General features: G+C 30.2%; 12 protein-coding genes. 7 read left to right on the top strand and 5 right to left on the bottom strand.

Annotation, left to right across the window (positions count from 1 at the left end):
* The first annotated feature begins 44 nt into the window (after positions 1-44).
* Entirely contained in the window at positions 45-1,319 is a 1,275-nt protein-coding gene (locus GQS58_RS09135; protein ID WP_166385100.1) for a DUF2851 family protein, read from the top strand.
* Positions 1,320-1,321: 2 nt separating this feature from the next.
* Here GQS58_RS09135 and GQS58_RS09130 read toward each other — a convergent pair whose 3' ends face one another.
* The 5 genes from GQS58_RS09130 to uvrA form a co-directional block, all read right to left on the bottom strand.
* Positions 1,322-3,745: a zinc-dependent metalloprotease gene (locus tag GQS58_RS09130; protein WP_166385098.1), complete on the bottom strand. Its 2,424-nt coding sequence runs from the start codon at positions 3,743-3,745 to the stop codon at positions 1,322-1,324.
* 137 nt (positions 3,746-3,882) lie between these two features.
* Complete coding sequence (locus tag GQS58_RS09125; protein ID WP_166385096.1) at positions 3,883-6,336, bottom strand: thiamine pyrophosphate-dependent enzyme; 2,454 nt, start codon at positions 6,334-6,336, stop codon at positions 3,883-3,885.
* A 467-nt stretch (positions 6,337-6,803) separates the two neighbouring features.
* Entirely contained in the window at positions 6,804-9,614 is a 2,811-nt protein-coding gene (locus tag GQS58_RS09120) for a M1 family metallopeptidase (RefSeq protein ID WP_166385094.1), read from the bottom strand.
* Between the two features lie 97 nt (positions 9,615-9,711).
* Positions 9,712-10,419 (bottom strand): TIGR00730 family Rossman fold protein, encoded by a 708-nt coding sequence (locus GQS58_RS09115; protein ID WP_166385092.1) that lies wholly within the window; start codon positions 10,417-10,419, stop codon positions 9,712-9,714.
* A gap of 100 nt (positions 10,420-10,519) precedes the next feature.
* Positions 10,520-13,342, bottom strand: a complete 2,823-nt coding sequence (uvrA, locus tag GQS58_RS09110; protein WP_166385090.1) for an excinuclease ABC subunit UvrA — start codon at positions 13,340-13,342, stop codon at positions 10,520-10,522.
* Between the two features lie 178 nt (positions 13,343-13,520).
* Between uvrA and GQS58_RS09105 the strand changes: the two genes are divergently transcribed.
* The 6 genes from GQS58_RS09105 to GQS58_RS09080 all read left to right on the top strand — a co-directional run bounded on the left by GQS58_RS09105 (position 13,521) and on the right by GQS58_RS09080 (position 19,508).
* Positions 13,521-13,742 (top strand): PspC domain-containing protein, encoded by a 222-nt coding sequence (locus GQS58_RS09105; protein WP_166385088.1) that lies wholly within the window; start codon positions 13,521-13,523, stop codon positions 13,740-13,742.
* A 3-nt stretch (positions 13,743-13,745) separates the two neighbouring features.
* Positions 13,746-14,750, top strand: coding sequence for a potassium channel family protein (locus GQS58_RS09100; RefSeq protein WP_166385086.1), 1,005 nt, complete (start codon positions 13,746-13,748; stop codon positions 14,748-14,750).
* A gap of 83 nt (positions 14,751-14,833) precedes the next feature.
* Positions 14,834-15,733, top strand: coding sequence for an SDR family oxidoreductase (locus tag GQS58_RS09095; protein ID WP_166385084.1), 900 nt, complete (start codon positions 14,834-14,836; stop codon positions 15,731-15,733).
* Positions 15,734-15,823: 90 nt separating this feature from the next.
* Entirely contained in the window at positions 15,824-17,419 is a 1,596-nt protein-coding gene (locus GQS58_RS09090; protein WP_166385082.1) for an alanine/glycine:cation symporter family protein, read from the top strand.
* Between the two features lie 9 nt (positions 17,420-17,428).
* Positions 17,429-18,316, top strand: a complete 888-nt coding sequence (locus GQS58_RS09085; RefSeq protein WP_166385080.1) for a ComEA family DNA-binding protein — start codon at positions 17,429-17,431, stop codon at positions 18,314-18,316.
* Positions 18,317-18,341: 25 nt separating this feature from the next.
* Entirely contained in the window at positions 18,342-19,508 is a 1,167-nt protein-coding gene (locus GQS58_RS09080; protein ID WP_166385078.1) for an acyl-CoA dehydrogenase family protein, read from the top strand.
* Positions 19,509-19,597: the final 89 nt, after the last annotated feature.

Raw genomic sequence — 19,597 nt, 5'->3', positions numbered from 1 at the left:
AGGTATAAATGATTTTTTGTATCTTGAAAACAAAAAAAAAGATTATGAATGAGGATTTTCTTCATTATGTGTGGAAATATCAATTGTTTTCTGTTCACGATTTAAAGACAACTTCTAAGGAAGATGTTGTTATTTTAAAAGTAGGAACACATAATTACAACTCAGGTCCAGATTTTTTGAATGCGCAACTTAAGTTGGATGATCAATTGTGGGTTGGCAATGTGGAAATTCATTTAAAATCGTCTGATTGGTATGCACATCACCATGAAATTGATGAGAATTATGATGCCGTTATTTTACATGTAGTTTGGGAAGATGATGCAACTGTTTATATGAAAAATAACAAACCGTTGCCTGTTTTAGTTTTAAAAGATTTTGTGTTTGCTACTGCTTTAAATAATTATCGAAATTTATTTTCGGCCAAACAAAATTGGATTCCATGTGAAAAAGAAATTAGTACTGTAGATAATTTTACTATTGATAATTGGAAAGAACGTTTATTTTTTGAACGCTTAGAACTAAAATCTATTGAAATAAATAGGGTTTTGTCAGACAATCAAAATGACTTTGAAGCAGTTCTATTTCAGTTATTAGCCAAAAACTTTGGCTTAAAAGTAAATGGAGAAGTCTTTTTTAGCTTATCAAAATCTTTTGATTTTTCGATTCTCAGAAAAGTAAGGTTAGATGAAACTCAATTAACTGCTTTGTTATTTGGACAAGCAGGTTTTTTAGAGGAGGTTGTAGAAGACGATTATCATCAGCAATTAAAAACAGCGTACAACTATTTGCAACATAAATACAACTTAGAACCGATAGCAAAAGTGCAGTTTTCATTTTTTAGAATGCGACCGCCAAATTTTCCTACCATTCGTATTGCACAGTTAATTACTTTGTATCATTTACATCAAAATTTATTTTCTAAAATGATGCAAATAGAAACCTTAAAGGGATTTTACGACTTGTTTGAAATTGATGTACATCCTTTTTGGAAAACACATTATACGTTTGATAAGGTTTCTAAAACATCACCTAAAAAGTTAACAAAGTCCTTTGTAGATTTATTATTGATCAACACTATTATTCCACTAAAGTTTTTATATCAAAAAAATAGGGGGGAAGTAAATGAAATGGGGTTTTTATCGATTCTAAAAAAAATAAAACCAGAAAAGAATAGTATTATTTCTAAGTTTAATGAAATTAAGATTCAATCTAAAAATGCTTATGAAACACAAGCTTTATTAGAGCTTAAAAACAACTATTGCGCAAAGAAACGATGTTTACAGTGCGCAATAGGAGTTCGGTTGTTAAGTGAAAAATAATGTTATTTCTTAGGATTTAAGATTTCATTAATTTTAGCATAACAATCTTTATAATGATATTTTGTAATTGTGTTTACAGCTCTTTTACTTGCTGTATTTACTTGGTATTTTAAAGCTTCTAATTCTCCTCTTATTATAGAAGAGATGTCATTATTCTTAGATTCTTCATTAATCATTAAATTCTTCATTTTTTCAATAAATGATTTTTGAAGAGTTCTTCTTTGTAAGTCAACATTTTTAGTTGCATTTGTTTCAGAAAAAACACCTTTTCTTAAATCTTTAATCATGTCTGATGCTGCATAAAATTCATTTTGAATTACTTCTGCTTCTATCATTCTATTTAAAGTACGGTAATTTAATAAAGTACTTAAAAATCTATTTTGATAACTACCTAATTTTTTAGTGTAATCAGTTTCTTCAATCTTGTTTAAAATGTCTTTATCTAGTAACCAATATTGTGTTTTAAAAACATTTGTTTGTAACCAAACCATTGATTCTTTTTGTTTTGCTTTTGTAACAGGAACATAAATATCGCCAGATTGAGATGGTTTTTTGTTAAACTCGTAAACACCACCAATATTACCAACAACGTGTCCAGAATATCTTCCCCAAACGCTTAATAATTCTCCGTATAATTCACTTAAATCTTCGTAATTATTTGTTTGATCTGATGTCCAATTTGGAAGGTTTTTAGCTACAATTTTTAAGTTTTTAACTCCGTAAGTGCTTGCTTTTACTTGGTCGTTACCAATTCCTTCAGTTTGTGCAGAAGGATCAAAACGTTGTCCACCAAATCTATAAATTGGGTTATCTGCTTTATCTTCAATCCATTTATCTAAAGTTTTTACTTCGTCCTCTGGAGTATTTGCATTTGGCACAACTCTGTATCCCCAATTAATTGCATAATGGTCATAAGGACCTAATTGTCTTATAAAGCGGATGTTTTTATCACCAGGTTGTGCAATGTAATTGTAACGAGCATAATCCATAATGGTTGCTGCAATTCCGTTTTTCTGAGTAAAACTTCCAGAACGTAAAGAGTCTACAGGGTAGGCGTAACTTGCAGCCATATTATGAGGTAAACCTAAAGCATGACCAACTTCGTGAGAAATTACCATACGCATCATTTCTCCAATATCTTCTGCAGGCGTGTCTAAAGTTCTTGCAGACGGATTTGCTGCTCCTGTTTCTAATAAATACCTGTTTCTGTAAGAGCGTAAGTGGTTGTGATACCAAATAATATCACTTTCTAATATTTCTCCAGATCTTGGATCTGCAACACTTGGTCCGGTTGCATTTCTTGTGGTACTTGCTACGTATCTAATTGAAGAATAACGAGCATCTTCCATACTAAACTCTGGGTCTTCTTCTTTTGTTGGAGGTATTTTTGCTGTAATGGCATTTTTAAAACCTGCCGTTTCAAAAACTTTTGCCCAATCATCAACTCCTTGCTTTATGTATTTTCTTAGTTTTTCTGGCGTTGCAGGATCTAAGTAATAAACAATTTGTTTTTTTGGTTCTACTAATTCTCCACGGTTATATGCTTCAACATCTTTAGGTTCTAACCTCCAACGTTTAATATATCTTTTACTATCAGCTTTTAAAGCTTCTGAACTATAATCTACATTTTCTAGAGAAAAATAACCAACTCTTTTGTCTGAAATTCTAGGCATCATTGGTTTTTCTGGAAGTAAAATCATAGATTGATTCACACGCATTGTAATGGTGTTTGTATTTTGATTGCTTGGTGGAGCATCTGCATCAAATGTAAAATTCTGAACGACTTCTACATTTGTAGGGTAACTTTTAATGCTGCTAACAAAACTTCTATCTGCATCTAATCTTTTTACTTTATATGTTTTTCTAAATCTTGAAGATAATCCTGAGATTGCTTTTACATCAGAAGAAAAGAATTTAGTGACATCAACTATGACAGAAGTAGAATCTGCATTTTGAGTTTTAATATCAAAAGAGTAAATAATTGGTTCTAAATTATTAGCTTCTACAGATTTAAAAATCGGTAAAGAATCGTTTGCAACGGCGTTGTAAGATTTTACTTTTAATAAAACTTTATTTTTATATTTTTCCCAAACAACAACTTGTGTGTTAATTTTAGAACCTGCATTTACATAACCACCACCCAAGCCAGCAGGTATGTCTTTTAGTCTAGTAACTAATAACATTTCTTTACCCAAGTAAGATTTAGGAATTTCGTAGATAAATGTATCTTTATTAAAATGAACTTTAAATAAACCTTCATCAGTTTTTGTATCTTTATTTACAAAATCTGAATATTTTGGTATTTTTGATTTAGTTGTTTTAGTTTCTGAATTTTCTTTCTTTTTATCTTTTGATTTTCGTTGAGCTTCAAGAGAATTAGAAATCGTAAAAAGAGAGAGTAATAATAAAAGTAGTGTTTTTTTCATATTAGAGTTTAATGATGTGTAAGGCACTAAATTACTTAAATGTGCTTGTTATTTTCTTAACGTTTTCTTATAGTTATGTTAAAAAAAAAGCCCAAAAAAATAGTTTTTTTGGGCTTAATAGAATTTATGTTTGTATTTTAATACAGACTTTTATATTTATTAGGATTTGCTTCATTCATGATTTCATAGATTTTTTCATAAATATCTTCTGCAGATGGTTTAGAAAAATAATCTCCATCTGTACCATAAGCTGTTCTGTGTTCTTTGGCTGTTAAGGTAGCGGGTTTACTATCTAAAAACATGTATCCATTTTGCTTTTCTACGATTTCTTGTAGAAGATAAGCAGAAGCTCCACCAGGTAAATCTTCATCAATGATTAACAATTTATTCGTTTTTTGTAAACTTTTTACACAATCATGATTCAAGTCAAAAGGCAATAAACTTTGTGCATCTATAATTTCTATATTAATATCTGCTTGTAGTAATTCTTTTGCAACTTCTTCTACAATTCTTAAGGTAGATCCGTAAGAAACAACCGTTAAATCGGTACCTTCTTTTACTGTTTCTACAACACCTATTTGTGTTTTGTAATCACCTAAATTTACAGGTAATTCTTCTTTTAATCGGTAGCCATTTAAACACTCAATCACTAATGCAGGTTCATCTCCTTCTAGTAAAGTGTTGTAAAAACCAGCTGCTTTTGTCATGTTTCTAGGTACTAAAACATGAATACCTCTAACATTATTTATAATTCCTCCCATTGGAGAACCTGCATGCCAAATACCTTCTAGTCTGTGGCCACGTGTTCTAATAATTAAAGGCGCTTTTTGTTTACCGAAAGTTCTATAATGTAACGTTGCTAAATCGTCGCTCATTATTTGTAAAGCGTACAGTAGGTAATCTAGATATTGTATTTCTGCAATAGGGCGTAGGCCACGCATTGCTAAACCAATACCTTGGCCAATAATTGTAGCTTCTCTAATACCTGTATCTGCAACTCTTATTTCACCATATTTTTCTTGAAGCCCTTCTAATCCTTGGTTTACATCACCAATAAAACCAGCATCTTCACCAAAAATAATTACTTCTGGATGTTTTTTAAGAATAGCATCAAAGTTATCTCTCATAATTATTCGTGCATCTACTAATGTTTTACTATCAGAATATATAGGCTTCTTTTCAGAAACGTTTAATGCACTAAGGTTTGACTCACTATGTAAGTATGAAGAAAATTTTTCAGAAGCACTTTTTATTGCGTTTTTTATAAAATTTTGTAGTAATATTTTTTCAGCAAAGTTTTCATCACTTAAATATCGTAATGTTTTTCTAGTGGTAGATAAAACATCTTTTCTACTAGGTTCTACAATAGAAATTAAATCTTTTTTATGTTTATTGATAAAACTACTGTTTTTACTTTTTTCAGCAACCTTGTCTAATAATTGGCAAGCAGTATTTACTTCTGTTTTTATATCATTAATAAAAGCGTTCCAAGCATTTCTTTTTGCACTTAAAACTTCTTTTTTTGCTTCTTTTTCTAAAATAATAAGATCTTCTTCAGATTCTACAAAGCGTAAAGTTTCTCCCGTTTCAGTTTCTAATTCGAAGTCTAAAATCCAGTTTCGCATTTTTGTAATACAATCGTGATCTTTCTCCCAATTTAATCTTTTTTTATCTTTATACCTTTCGTGAGATCCAGAAGTAGAATGGCCTTGTGGCTGTGTTAATTCTTTTACGTGAATTAAAACAGGAACGTGTTCTTCTCTGGCAATTTTTGCAGCTTTGCTATATATGTCAACAAGTTGAACATAATCCCAACCATTTACAACAAATATCTCGTAACCAGCTTTGTTGTGTTCTCTCTGAAATCCTTTTAAAATTTCTGAAATGCTTTCTTTTGTAGTTTGATGTTTCGCATGTACAGAAATTCCGTATTCATCATCCCAAACACTCATTACCATTGGTACTTGTAAAACACCTGCTGCATTTATAGTTTCAAAAAATAAACCTTCACTTGTACTTGCATTACCAATAGTACCCCAAGCAACTTCATTTCCGTTTATAGAAAATTTAGATTTATGTTGTACGCTTTTTTCTGTTCTATATATTTTAGAGGCTTGTGCTAAACCTAATAAACGTGGCATTTGACCTGCTGTAGGAGAAATGTCTGCACTAGAGTTGTATTGTTTTGTTAAGTTTTTCCAGCTGCCGTCTTCGTTTAAACTGTGTGTTGTAAAGTGACCACCCATTTGTCTTCCTGCAGACATAGGTTCTGCTTTAATATCTGTGTGAGCATATAAACCAGCAAAGAATTGTTGTGGGGTTAGTTCTCCAATAGCCATCATAAAAGTTTGATCTCTATAATAACCAGATCTAAAATCTCCCAACTTAAAAGCTTTAGCCATTGCTAGTTGCGGCACTTCTTTTCCGTCACCAAAAATCCCGAATTTAGCTTTACCTGTTAAAACTTCTCTACGTCCTAATAAACTACACTCTCTACTAATTTTAGCTATTTTATAATCATTTAAAACTTCTGTTTTAAAGTCTTTAAAAGATAGTTTTTGTTTATTATCTATAGGTGTTTCTTGCAACATTTTTATGAGCTTTTGTGTGTGTTACAAAGATAGTTTTTTTAGTTGATATTTAAAAATTTATATATTTATTAAGAATTATGTAAAATTATTAAGGATTATGTTGTTTTTGTTAAAAATATTTCAATAAAAACAAAACCTGTACTCATTGTTGTTAATTTATAGAAATAGATATTTTAGAAAGCTCTAAAAAAAATAAGTTACAGATAAAGAGAAGTTTGTTTTTATAGTGTAAAATTAATAATAGAACTAATAATTCTTCTTGTCCTTTTTTAAAATAGAGGTGCTTTAGTTACAAAGAAGTGATTGGTGTTAATAGCAATTTTTTTAAGTTTAAATATTTTTAAAACTCTTAAAATTAAGCTCATTTTTTAACTTATACTTTTCTAAGTAGAAGCAATATATTTTTATACGGTGTTTATAATGAGTGTTCTAGATTGTTTTAGGGCGTAAGTTTAGGGCAGGTAAGTCTATAAAAAACCTCTCTTAAAAAAGTTGTAAATAGATTTTACATCTGCAGATAAAGAGAATCTTATTTTTTCTGGATACGCATTCTGAGATATTTCCCAACCATTGTTAGAATATAAAGGAAAGTAAATTTCGAAGATTTCATGTACAAAATTAAAACGAATTCCGTTTTCGTAGGCAAAATACAGCGGATGATTTTTATTTTTTAAGAAAGCCACATCATTATAAACTTCTATCCATCTCCATAAACCGATGCTAGAATTATTAGAAACCATAAATTGATTTGCAAACCGTGTAGGTAATACAGATTTAAAACCACCTTCGGTGATGATATATTGTTGACTAAAAAAACCAGAACTTTCAGATCTACCTAAGTAATTTAATTGAAATAAGTAATCATTACTTCTATCTAAACCAAAACTAAAATAATCTCCTTCGGTTTTGTTGTTAAGGAACACACCTGCAAAAAATCTAAAATCTAACTGTGTGTCTGTTGTTGTTAAGGTTCTAAACCTAAGATCTAATGATGCTTTAGAGAATTTTTTAGCAAATTCAGTGCTAAAACTGTATCTAAATTCTTTAATGATATCTGGGTTAGAGTAATTGTAACTTAGACTAAGAATACTATAATTATCTTGGTCTGTTTTTATAGCATTAGGCGCAATTTCTTTATCTATATGAATTAATTTTGCTCTTAATGACTCTGATGAAATATCTCTTAATGTTTTTCTTTTAAAAGTAATGTCTACATAAGGAACAAGAGATTTATACGATAAATTAGGTGCGTAATCAGAGGTGCCTCCAGACAAACCGTAAGCTACTTTGTAGATTTTTGTTTTTTCAAAAAACTGATTATAAAGCAAAGAAAAACTACCTATAAGCGTTTTACTTTTTGTAGCATAATAAGGAGATATTTTAAAATCAAAATTTCTTTTTATCAGTGGTTTGTTGTGTAATTTTACACCAAGAATTAAACCATTGTAAAAATTATAATTTGCGTCAGGTTGGTAAAAAACTTGATTGTAATTTGGACTGCTTATGTCTTTTAAAAATGAGAATTTTAAAGGTTTATTAAGAATTTTTTTGTCAACCTTTTTCCAGTTATTTAAAGTATTTAATTCTGGATATAGGTTTTCATAATTTAACACAAAAGTGTCGTAGTCTCCTTTTTTAAATTTTACGGTTTTAGTGCTATCAACATCAGCTATCCATTTTTTTAATATAATTTCTTTATCTTTTATTGCATAAAGAGCCAAAGGAGTAGTAATATTTCTTTTGTTTTTAATGGTTACAGAGATGCTGTCTTTTTCTTTTGTTATACTTTCAATTTTATGATCTATTTTTTTATTGGTCTTTACAAAATCATCAAAAAACCAGTCTAAATCTTTAGTAGTCTTAGAAGATAGTAATTGATTAAAATTAGTACTTCTTATAATTTTTAATTGGTTGTTTTGGTAGAACTCTTGTATTGTCTGGTTTAGAATGCTATCACCTAAATATCCTTTTAAAAAACGAAATCCTAAGCCAGCTTTGTACTTGCTTACAATTTTTCTATTAAAATTAGAAAGAGAGTCTGCGGAAGTATTTAATGCTTGGTCTAAAAATTTACGTGCTGTAAATTGGTATACAAAAGGATATTTATCATTAAAATCTAATTTAGAAATATTAAATCTTTTTAAAAACCAAGAGTTAGATACTTTACCTAAAAGTTTTACTTCTGGATAGTACTGCTCTACATATTCTATCATTAAATAGTTTTGTATTCCGTCCATTAACCAGTAATCTTTTCTTTTGTTTAAGAGTAAGGTGTTTTCTATATACCTTTTTGTAAGTGCCTTAAACATTGTAACATCCCATTTAAAAGTATCGGAAAATGGGCGTAAAAAATTAGGCAATTGATTTAAGCCATAGATTGGATTTTTACTTTGAGTTGTTTTATCAATAAAAATTTCTACATGAGGGTATTTTCCTAAATATTTTTGAATAAAAAGGAGTTCTCTGTTTAAAATACTGGTTGTTAAATTGTAATCTAATTCTTTAGAGAAAACATCTGTATGTACAGTAACTGTTTTTGTGGTATAGGTTTTTAGTTGTTCGGTTTTGTTGATTCCAAGAATAATATCGGTTTTATTTTTTCCAACTAAATAGTAACTGTTTGTGTTTTCTTTTTTTGTTTTATATTGATATAAATTAGATTCTACAATTAAATCTTTAGGTACATCGATTTCTATTTTAAAATCAGTGCTTTTTTCATATAAATCATCTAAATTTAAATTACTCATTAATTGCCAACCATTGTCGTAAACAGCGGGTGTTAAATACCAATTTCTAAGGTGATAGCCTGTTTTTGTTTTACCATATTTTGTAAAACGAGCATTGGGTATTTTTACAATATAGGTTATAGATATAGTAATTTTTGAATTTGGATATAATGGCTTGTCAAGGTCTATTTCTATAATATCTGCCTGTTTGTCTAATTCTTTAAAATAGACGTTTTCAAAATCTACAGAAAGACTTTTTATGAGAGATGAGCCTAATTCTTCAGCTTTAGCAAAGTATAGATCTTTTCTAAAATCCTTAATAAATCTTTTAGATAACGGCGTTTTTCTGTCTCTATAGCTGTTTGCCCAATTATGAAGATAGACTTTAGTTAATATAGAGTCTGATTGGTTGTAGAAAATAATTTCTTGTTGAATTTTAAGCTCGTCTTTTTTGGTGTCTAATTTAGATTTTATGCTGATTGAATTCTGCTGCGAAAACACAAAAGAGGATGCTAAGAAGCAAATTAGTAATATGTAATAACGATTTTTCAATTAAATCTTTATTGGGTTAAATCAGGGTTTATATTATAATAGCCTATCTTACTATAAAAAAGACAGGCTATATAAAAGTGTAAATTAATATAATATTTTAGAAATTAGGTTTAAAATGATATTTATCGTAAAAATTATTAAGATGTTCAATAGCTTCTTCTGCGGTATCTACCAATCTAAAAAGATCTAAATCTTTTTCACTAATATTTCCTTCTTCTATAAGAGTATTTTTTATCCAATCTAATAAACCTCCCCAGAACTTTGTTCCTACTAAAATAATTGGAAAACGACCAATTTTATGGGTTTGTATTAGTGTAATAGCTTCAAAAAGCTCATCCATGGTACCAAAACCACCAGGCATTACAACAAAACCTTGCGAGTATTTTACAAACATTACTTTACGTACAAAAAAGTAATCGAAGTCTAAACTTTTTCCTTGGTCAATCCATGGGTTATCATGCTGTTCAAAAGGCAATTCAATATTTAATCCTACAGAACTTCCTTTTCCTCTATGAGCACCCTTATTCCCTGCTTCCATAATTCCTGGTCCACCACCAGTAATTACACCGTAACCGTTTTGAGTTAATTGAAAAGCAACTTCTTCTGCTAATTTATAATATGGATGATCTGGTTTTGTTCTTGCAGATCCAAAAATAGATACTGATGGTCCTATTTTACTTAAACGCTCGTAACCATCTACAAACTCTGCCATTATTTTAAAAATAGCCCAAGAATCATTTGTTTTTATCTCATTCCAGGTTTTTGTTTGTAATTTTTCTTTTATTTTTCTGTCATCACTTGTCATTATCTGTAATTTTTTAAAATTTATTTTTCTTTTTAGAAAAAAAGAAAGCTTGCTAAAGTAGCTCTTTTTTAACATTATATAATGCTAAATGACTTAATTTTTAATTCAACTCTTTTTTAAGGAATTTAGCAGTATAGCTTGTTTTATGTTCTGCAACTTCTTCTGGTGTTCCTGTGCAAAGAATTTTCCCACCTTTTTTTCCGCCTTCCATACCAACATCTATAATGTAATCTGCTAATTTTACAACATCTAAATTGTGTTCTATAATTAAGACGGTATTTCCTTTATTGGCAAGTTTATTAAGAACATCCATAAGTACTCTAATATCTTCAAAATGAAGACCTGTTGTAGGTTCATCTAAAATATAAAAAGTGTTTCCGGTATCTCTTTTAGATAGTTCTGATGCTAATTTAATACGCTGCGCTTCTCCTCCAGAAAGTGTGGTAGATTGTTGCCCTAGAGTTATGTATCCTAAACCAACATCTTTAATGGTTTTTAATTTTCTGTGTATTTTTGGTATGAGTTCAAAGAAATTTGTAGCATCTTCAATAGTCATATTTAAAACATCAGAAATCGACTTTCCTTTATAACGAATCTCTAAAGTTTCTCTGTTAAAACGTTTTCCTTGGCAAGTTTCACATTCTACTTGTACGTCTGGTAAAAAGTTCATTTCAATCACACGTACTCCACCACCTTGGCAAGTTTCACATCTTCCACCTTTTACATTAAAAGAAAAACGACCAGGTTTATAACCACGAATTGCAGCTTCCGGAGTTTTTGCAAACAAACTTCTAATTTCACCAAAAGTACCTGTATAGGTTGCTGGGTTAGAACGTGGAGTTCTACCAATAGGAGATTGATCGATGTCTATTACTTTATCTACATGCTCTAAACCTTCAATTTTCTTATATGGCATCGGTTTTTTGACACCTCTATATATATGAGCGTTTAAAATAGGATATAAGGTTTCATTTATTAAGGTAGATTTTCCACTTCCAGAAACTCCTGTAACACAAATCATTTTTCCTAAAGGAAATTCTACAGAAACATTTTTTAAATTGTTACCTGTTGCTCCTTTTAGTTTGATAAACTTTCCATTTCCTTCACGACGTTTTTTAGGAACCGCAATTTCTTTTCTTCCTGTTAGATAGTCTGCCGTTAAGGTATTTTGCTTTTTTAAATCTTCAAAAGTTCCAGAGCTTACTATTTCACCACCATGTCTTCCTGCTCCAGGGCCAATATCGAACACGAAATCGGCATGCTCCATCATATCTTTATCGTGCTCAACTACTAAAACAGAGTTACCAATATCTCTTAATTTAACTAACGAGTCTATTAATTTTTGATTGTCTCTTTGATGCAATCCAATACTTGGTTCATCCAAAATATAAAGAACACCTACTAATTGTGATCCTATTTGAGTTGCCAAACGGATTCTTTGTGCTTCTCCACCAGAAAGTGATTTAGAGGTTCTGTCTAACGTTAAGTAATCTAAACCAACATCTAATAAAAACTGAATTCTAGTTCTAATTTCTTTTAAAATCTCAGCAGCAATGATTAGTTGTTTTTTTGATAAACTTTTTTCAATATTTGCAAACCATTTAGCAAGTTCAGTAGCATCCATTTGTGCTAAGTCGCTAATGTTTTTGTCTATAATTTTAAAATGAAGCGCTTCTCTTTTTAATCTTTTTCCACCACAGGTAGAGCAAGAAACTTCATCCATAAAACCTTTTGCCCAACGTTTTATTGTCGTGCTTTCTGCACTGTCATATTGGTTTTCTATGAAAGAAATAATTCCTTCAAAATCTATTTTATAATTTCTTGTAACCCCAGCAGCTTTAGATTCAATTTCAAAAGATTCGTTACCGCCATTTAAAATTACGTCTAACGCTTCTTTTGGAATACTTTTTATAGGATCTGTTAATTTGAATTGATAACGTTCTGCAATATTTTCTATCTGTTTAAAAATCCAACTACTTTTTTGTTCTCCTAAAGGAATTATTCCTCCTTTTTGTATGGAAATAGAGTTATTTGGAATTACTTTGTCTAGGTTAATTTCATTGGTAATTCCTAATCCGCTACATTTATCACATGCACCTTTTGGCGAATTAAAAGAAAAAGTATTAGGTTCTGGATTCGGATATGCAATACCAGATGTTGGGCACATTAATTCTCTACTAAAATAACGAGGTTCATTGTCATCAATGTCAATAACCATCATAATATTATTCCCAGAATATAAGGCAGTTTTTATGGTTTCTTCTAAACGTTTTTCTGCAGATTCATTAATTAAAAGTCTATCTATTACAACTTCTATATCATGCGTTTTATATCGATCTAAACGCATTCCTTTTTCTATTTCTTTAATTTCTCCATCTACTCGAACACGTAAAAATCCTTGTTTAGAAATTTGCTCAAAAAGTTCTCTATAGTGTCCTTTTCTAGATTTTACCAAAGGTGCTAAAACAGCAATTTTTTTATCAGCAAAATCGGTTAAAATAAGTTGTCTTATTTGTTCATCGGAATAACAGACCATTTTTTCTCCAGTATTGTAGGAGTAAGCATCTGCAGCCCTTGCAAATAATAGCCTTAAAAAATCGTAAATTTCTGTAATGGTTCCAACGGTAGAGCGCGGACTTTTATTAGTTGTTTTCTGCTCTATGGATATTACTGGAGATAGGCCATCAATTTTATCAACATCTGGTCTTTCTAATCCACCTAAAAACTGACGTGCATAGGCAGAAAAAGTTTCAATATATCGCCTTTGTCCTTCTGCATAAATAGTGTCAAAAGCTAAAGAAGATTTTCCGCTTCCGCTTAAGCCAGTTATTACAACTAGTTTTTCACGAGGTATTTTTACATCAATATTTTTTAAGTTATGGACTCTTGCTCCATATACTTCTATATATTCTTGGTCTTTCAAATGAGATCTTTTTGGAAAAACGCAAAGTTAAAGAAACCAATTTTAATTTAAGGATGATTGTTTAACGCTTTTGATAGTAAACTTTTATAGTGAGCAGATTTAATAAATAACAGTAATTTAAAAAATGTTGTTATCAATTGATAAAATACTATATTGCATCTAAATTATTTTAACCTAAATGATAGATAATATTCGACATTTTTTTGAGAGAAATGGGTTTCATGTTTCGTCAAGATTAGCAGATAGAATAGGTATGAGAGCCTTAAATGTGCGTTTATTTTTTATTTATGTTACTTTTTTTACAGTAGGTTTGTCTTTTGGTTTTTATTTAACAATGGCATTTGTTTTTAAGCTTAAAGACATGATATATACTAAAAGAAGTTCTGTCTTCGACCTATAATATATGAAGATAACTGTATTAGAATCTAAAATTAATAAAACCTTATTTTTAGTTATTGCGATACTATCTTTAGGTACAATAGGGTATATGACGCTTTCTAATTACTCTTTTATAGATGCCTTGTATATGACGGTTATTACTGTTACTACTGTTGGTTTTGGAGAGTTAAGACCATTTTCTCCGGAAGAAAAAGTGTTTACAATATTTTTAATTTTAACAAGTATCACCGTTTTTGGATATGCCGTTTCTGCTTTTTCAGAATATTTAGTTAGCGGTAAATTATTTGAACAGTTTAAGCACAGAAAAGTGGAAAAGAAAATAGCAAGTTTAAAAGGGCATACTATTGTTTGTGGATATGGAAGAAATGGTAAACAAGCAATTTTAAAATTAAAAAATTATAATAAAGACTTTGTTGTTATTGAAAAAAGTAAAGAACGAATAGAAGTTTTAGATGCAGCTGGGGTTTTAAATATAAGTGGAGATGCAACTTTAGATGAAACTTTATTAAGAGCGGGTATAGAGAAAGCATCTTATTTAATTACTGCTTTACCTTCGGATGCTAATAACTTATTTGTAGTTTTAACGGTTAGCCAATTAAATAAAGGATGCAAGGTGATAAGTAGGGCTTCTAATGAGTCTTCTTATAGTAAGTTAAAAATTGCAGGAGCAAGTAATGTAATTATGCCAGATAAACTAGGGGGAGATCACATGGCTTCTTTAGTAACTACACCAGATGTTATTGAGTTTGTAGACCGGTTAACTATAGAAGGAGAAACTACTGCTAATTTAGAAGAAATAGCGGTAAATGATTTGCCAGAAAAATATATAAATAAGACACTCTTAGATTTAGATTTAAGAAAAAAAACGGGATGTACTGTTATCGGTTTTATAGACCCCAGTAAAGAATATATTATAAATCCGGAAGCAGATTGTTTACTTATTAAAGGGTCTCATCTAATTGTCTTGGGGAGACCAAATCAAATAATTAAATTAAGAGAGTTGTTTTAGTTTAATAAAACTTTAAAAAAAGAGCTTTAGGAATTTCATGGCTAAAATAAAATTCTAAAACAGATAAAATAAGAAATCTATTTATGGCTAAAGTTGTTATTACAGGAAGTAATGGATTGTTAGGTCAATCTTTATTAAATTTATTGCTTAAAGAAAAAGAAACTTACCAAGTTTTTGGATTTTCAAGAGGTGAAAATAGAAGTGGTAGAAATGATTTTTCATATGTTTCTATTGATATTACTGAAGAAGAAAATCTTAAAAAAGCACTATTAGAAATTCAGCCAGATTTTATTATTAATACAGCTGCCATGACGCAGGTTGATGACTGTGAAAACAAAAAGGACGCATGTGATTTGCTAAATGTAACGGTTGTAAAATGGTTGGCAGAAATATCAGCAGAACTAAATGCTCATTTAATTCATATTTCTACAGATTTTATTTTTGATGGAATACAAGGTAACTATAAAGAAACGGATATTGCAAATCCATTAAGTTATTACGGATCTTCGAAATTAAAATCTGAAGCACTTTTATTAGAATCAAGTATCAATTACACCATATTAAGAACTATTTTAGTTTATGGAAAAGTGTTTGACATGAGCCGAAGTAATATTGTACTATGGGTTAGAGAGATGTTAGAAAAGGGTAAAGAAATTACTATTGTAGACGATCAATTTAGAACACCAACTTATGTAGAGGATTTAGCCTTAGCTTGTAAGATCTCTATGGATAAAAAAGCAACAGGTATTTTTAATATCTCATCAAATGAATTATTAAGTGTTTATGAAATTGCACAACAAATAGCAGTTGCTTTTAATTTAGATAAAAACTTAATTAAACCCATATCAACATCAACCTTAAATCAAATAGCAGCAAGACCTGCAAAAACGGGTTTCGATTTATCAAAAACAAATAAAGAACTAGAATTTTATCCAAAATCCTTTAAACAAGATTTGCAAAGATTTAAAGAAATCTTATTATAAAATTTTCATTTATCGGTTAAAAGTTGTGAAAAGAGCAAATTTTTAGGATATTGCGGGTTACTAATTGAAAAAACAATAATTTTATATATTATGAAGAAACGAATTCTGTCAATGTTTTTATTGGCAATCCCCATGTTAACATTTGCACAAGAAAAAGGATTAGACCAACAAATAGATAAAGCTTTTGGAGATGCAACAGGTTGGTTTGTAAACCTTATCTTTTATCAAATCCCTTTTACAGAAACAATTAGTATTTATTGGGTTTTATTTCCACTTGTTTTTGGGGCAGTTTATTTTACATTTTACTTTAAGTTTATAAATTTTAGAGGTTTTTTTACATCTATAAACATTGTTAGAGGTAAATATGACGATTTAGAAGAAAGACAAAATCATAATGTAGAGATTTCTAAATCAAAATTTACAGATGAAGAAGATAATCCAGATACTATAAGAGTAGAAGGGCATGATGGAGAGGTTTCTCACTTTCAGGCATTAACTGCTGCATTGTCTGCAACTGTTGGTTTGGGTAATATTGCAGGAGTTGCAATTGCTGTTTCAATTGGTGGTGCAGGTGCTACTTTTTGGATGATTATTGCTGGGTTTCTAGGAATGGCATCTAAATTTGTAGAATGTACATTAGGTGTTAAATATAGAGATATAGAAGCAGATGGAACCGTTTATGGTGGTCCGATGTATTACTTAACAAAAGGATTAAAAAATAAAACCTTAGGTAAAATATTAGCAGGCTTATTTGCAATATTTGTTATTGGAGGTTCTTTTGGAGGTGGAAACATGTTTCAAGTAAATCAAGCTTTTCAATTAGTAGAAAGTATTACAACTCCAGTTGGAGGTGTTTCTATTTTACATGGTAAAGGTTGGTTATTTGGTTTGGTAATGGCTATACTAGTAGGTATTGTTATTATTGGAGGAATTAAAAAAATAGCAAAAGTTACCGATAAAATTGTACCTTTTATGGTGGCAATTTATGTAGCCGCTTCGTTGTTCGTGATTTTTGTAAATTATGATATGATTGGTGATGCTTTCGCACAAATTTTTAATGGAGCATTTAGCCCAGAGGGAATTGCAGGTGGAGCAGTAGGAGTACTGGTGCAAGGATTTAGAAGAGCTTGTTTTTCAAATGAAGCAGGTATTGGTTCTGCTTCCATAGCGCATTCTGCTGTAAAAACAAAATACGCAGCTAGTGAAGGTATGGTTGCATTATTAGAGCCATTTATAGATACAGTTGTAGTTTGTACAATGACAGCTTTGGTATTAATTATTACAGGTAATGTTGCTGCAGAAAACGCTTCTTTAAATGATGCACAGGCTATTTTATTAACCTCAGGAGCTTTTGAGTCTGCTATTTCTTGGTTTCCTTATGTGTTAACTGTTGCAGTTGTATTATTTGCATTTAGTTCTATGATTTCTTGGTCTTATTATGGTTTTCAAGGTTGGGTGTTTTTATTCGGAAGGTCTAAAAAAATGGAATATACATATAAAATAATTTTCTGTATATTCGTAGTCATTGGTGCAGCAGCAAGTTTAGGCTCTGTAATTGGTTTCTCTGATGCAATGGTTTTTGCAATGATGGTTCCAAACATGATAGGTTTAATTATTCTTGCACCTAAAGTAAAAGAAGAACTTAATAAATACATGACTGCTATAAAGTCTAGAAAAGAAGCATAAATTACTTTTATGAAAATATTTAAATCCCATTTCTGGTATCACAAAAGCCAAAGAAATGGGATTTTCTTTTTAACATTACTTATCCTTACCATGCAAGCCGTTATTGTTTTTGGAGATTTATCTTCGGAAAACGAAATGGACTTAAACTCTAATCAAGTTTTAGCGTTTCATCAGCAAATAGATAGTTTACGAATTATTGAAACAGAAAGAAGAAAACCTAAAATTTATCCCTTTAATCCTAATTATATTACAGACAGTAAAGGAGAAAAATTAGGGATGTCTATAAACGAAATAGATCGGTTATTAGCTTTTAGAACTACCAATAAATTTATTAATTCAAAAAGTGAGTTTCAAAAAGTAACTCAAATTTCTGATTCTTTATTAAATAAGATAGCACCCTATTTTAAGTTTCCTGATTGGGTTGTAAATCAAAATTTAAATTCTTCATTAAAAGGAGCAAAGCAATCTTATTATAAAAAGAAGGAAAAGAAAGTTTCTACTACTGATATCAATAAAGCAACTGCAGAAGATTTTAAAACGATTAATGGAATTGGAGATGCTTTCTCTGAACGAATTGTAAAGTATAGAACAAGATTACAAGGCTTTTCTATAGAAGATCAACTGAAAGAGGTTTGGGGTTTAGATAAAGAAGTTGCAAATAAAGTCTTATCAAAATTCACAATTGTTGATAAACCAATTATCAGCAAAATAAATGTAAATACAGCTACATTTAAAGAGCTTTTAAAGAATCCTTATATAGATTATACGCTTTGTAAAAAGATTTTTGAATATAGAGATGAAGTGGCCGAACTTCAAAATATTTCTGAATTAAAAAATATCAAAGATTTTCCTTTAGATAAATATGAGAGAATAGTCTTATATTTGGAGACTGAATAATAAACACAAACACATTTATTTGCTTATGAGCAGTATGTATTTTACTGAAGAGCACGAAGCTTTCCGTGCAAGTTTTAAAGAGTTTTTGAAAAAAGAAGTAATTCCTCATATAGATAAATGGGAAAAAGAAGGTAGTATAGAACGTTTTATTTGGAAGAAATTCGGAGAAATGGGCTATTTCGGTTTAAATACTCCAGAAGAGTTCGGAGGCTTAAATTTAGATCTATTTTATACAGTTATCTTCTTAGAAGAATTACAGAAAGTTAATTCAGGTGGTTTTGCAGCAGCAATGTGGGCACACGAATATTTAGCCATGACACATTTAGCTAAAGAAGGAGATGATTTTATTAAAAATAAATATTTAACACCAAGTATAGAAGGAAATATGATTGGTTGTATGTGTATCACCGAACCATTTGGCGGGTCAGATGTTGCGGGTATGCGCTCTACAGCAATTAAGCAAGGAGATACATATATTTTAAACGGTTCTAAAACCTTTATTACAAACGGAGTTTATTCAGATTATTTAATTGTAGCTGCAAAAACAGATCCTTCAGATAAGTATAAAGGAATTAGCATTTTTGTGGTAGATAGAGCATCAAAAGGACTTACAGCAACAAAGTTAGACAAGTTAGGTTGGAAAGCATCAGATACGGGAGAGATCGCGTTTGATAATGTAGAAATTCCTGCAGAAAATTTATTAGGAGACGAAGGGAAAGGTTTTCCTTATATTATGCAGCATTTTGCATTAGAAAGATTGGTAATGGGGGTAAATGCACATGCAAGAGCAGAATTTGCACTAGACTATGCTTTAACCTATATGCAAGAACGAATTGCTTTTGGTAAGTCTTTAGATAAATTTCAAGTATTAAGACATAAAATAGCAGAAATGGCAAGTAGAGTAGATATGTGTAAAGAATACAACTACTCAATTACAAAACGACTTAATGACGGACAATATGTGGTAAAAGAAGCAAGTATGTCTAAATTGCTCTCTACTAAAATGGCAGACGAAGTTATTTATGACGCACTGCAAATGTTAGGTGGTTATGGTTATATGGAAGATTATCCGATGGCACGTCTATTAAGAGATAGTAGATTAGGACCAATAGGAGGAGGAACCTCAGAAATCTTAAAAGAGATTATCGCAAAGATTGTAATCGATAAGAAAGAATATAAACCTGCAACATAAGGTTTCCAAAATATCCTGCAAGGTTTCCAAAACCTTGTAGGTATCAATTCAAAAATTTTAATTTTTGAATACACTGAACACTGAACACT

The organism is Polaribacter sp. 11A2H (assembly GCF_011379025.1).
Lineage (GTDB): Bacteria > Bacteroidota > Bacteroidia > Flavobacteriales > Flavobacteriaceae > Polaribacter.
This window is presented reverse-complemented; position numbering and strand designations above follow the sequence as displayed.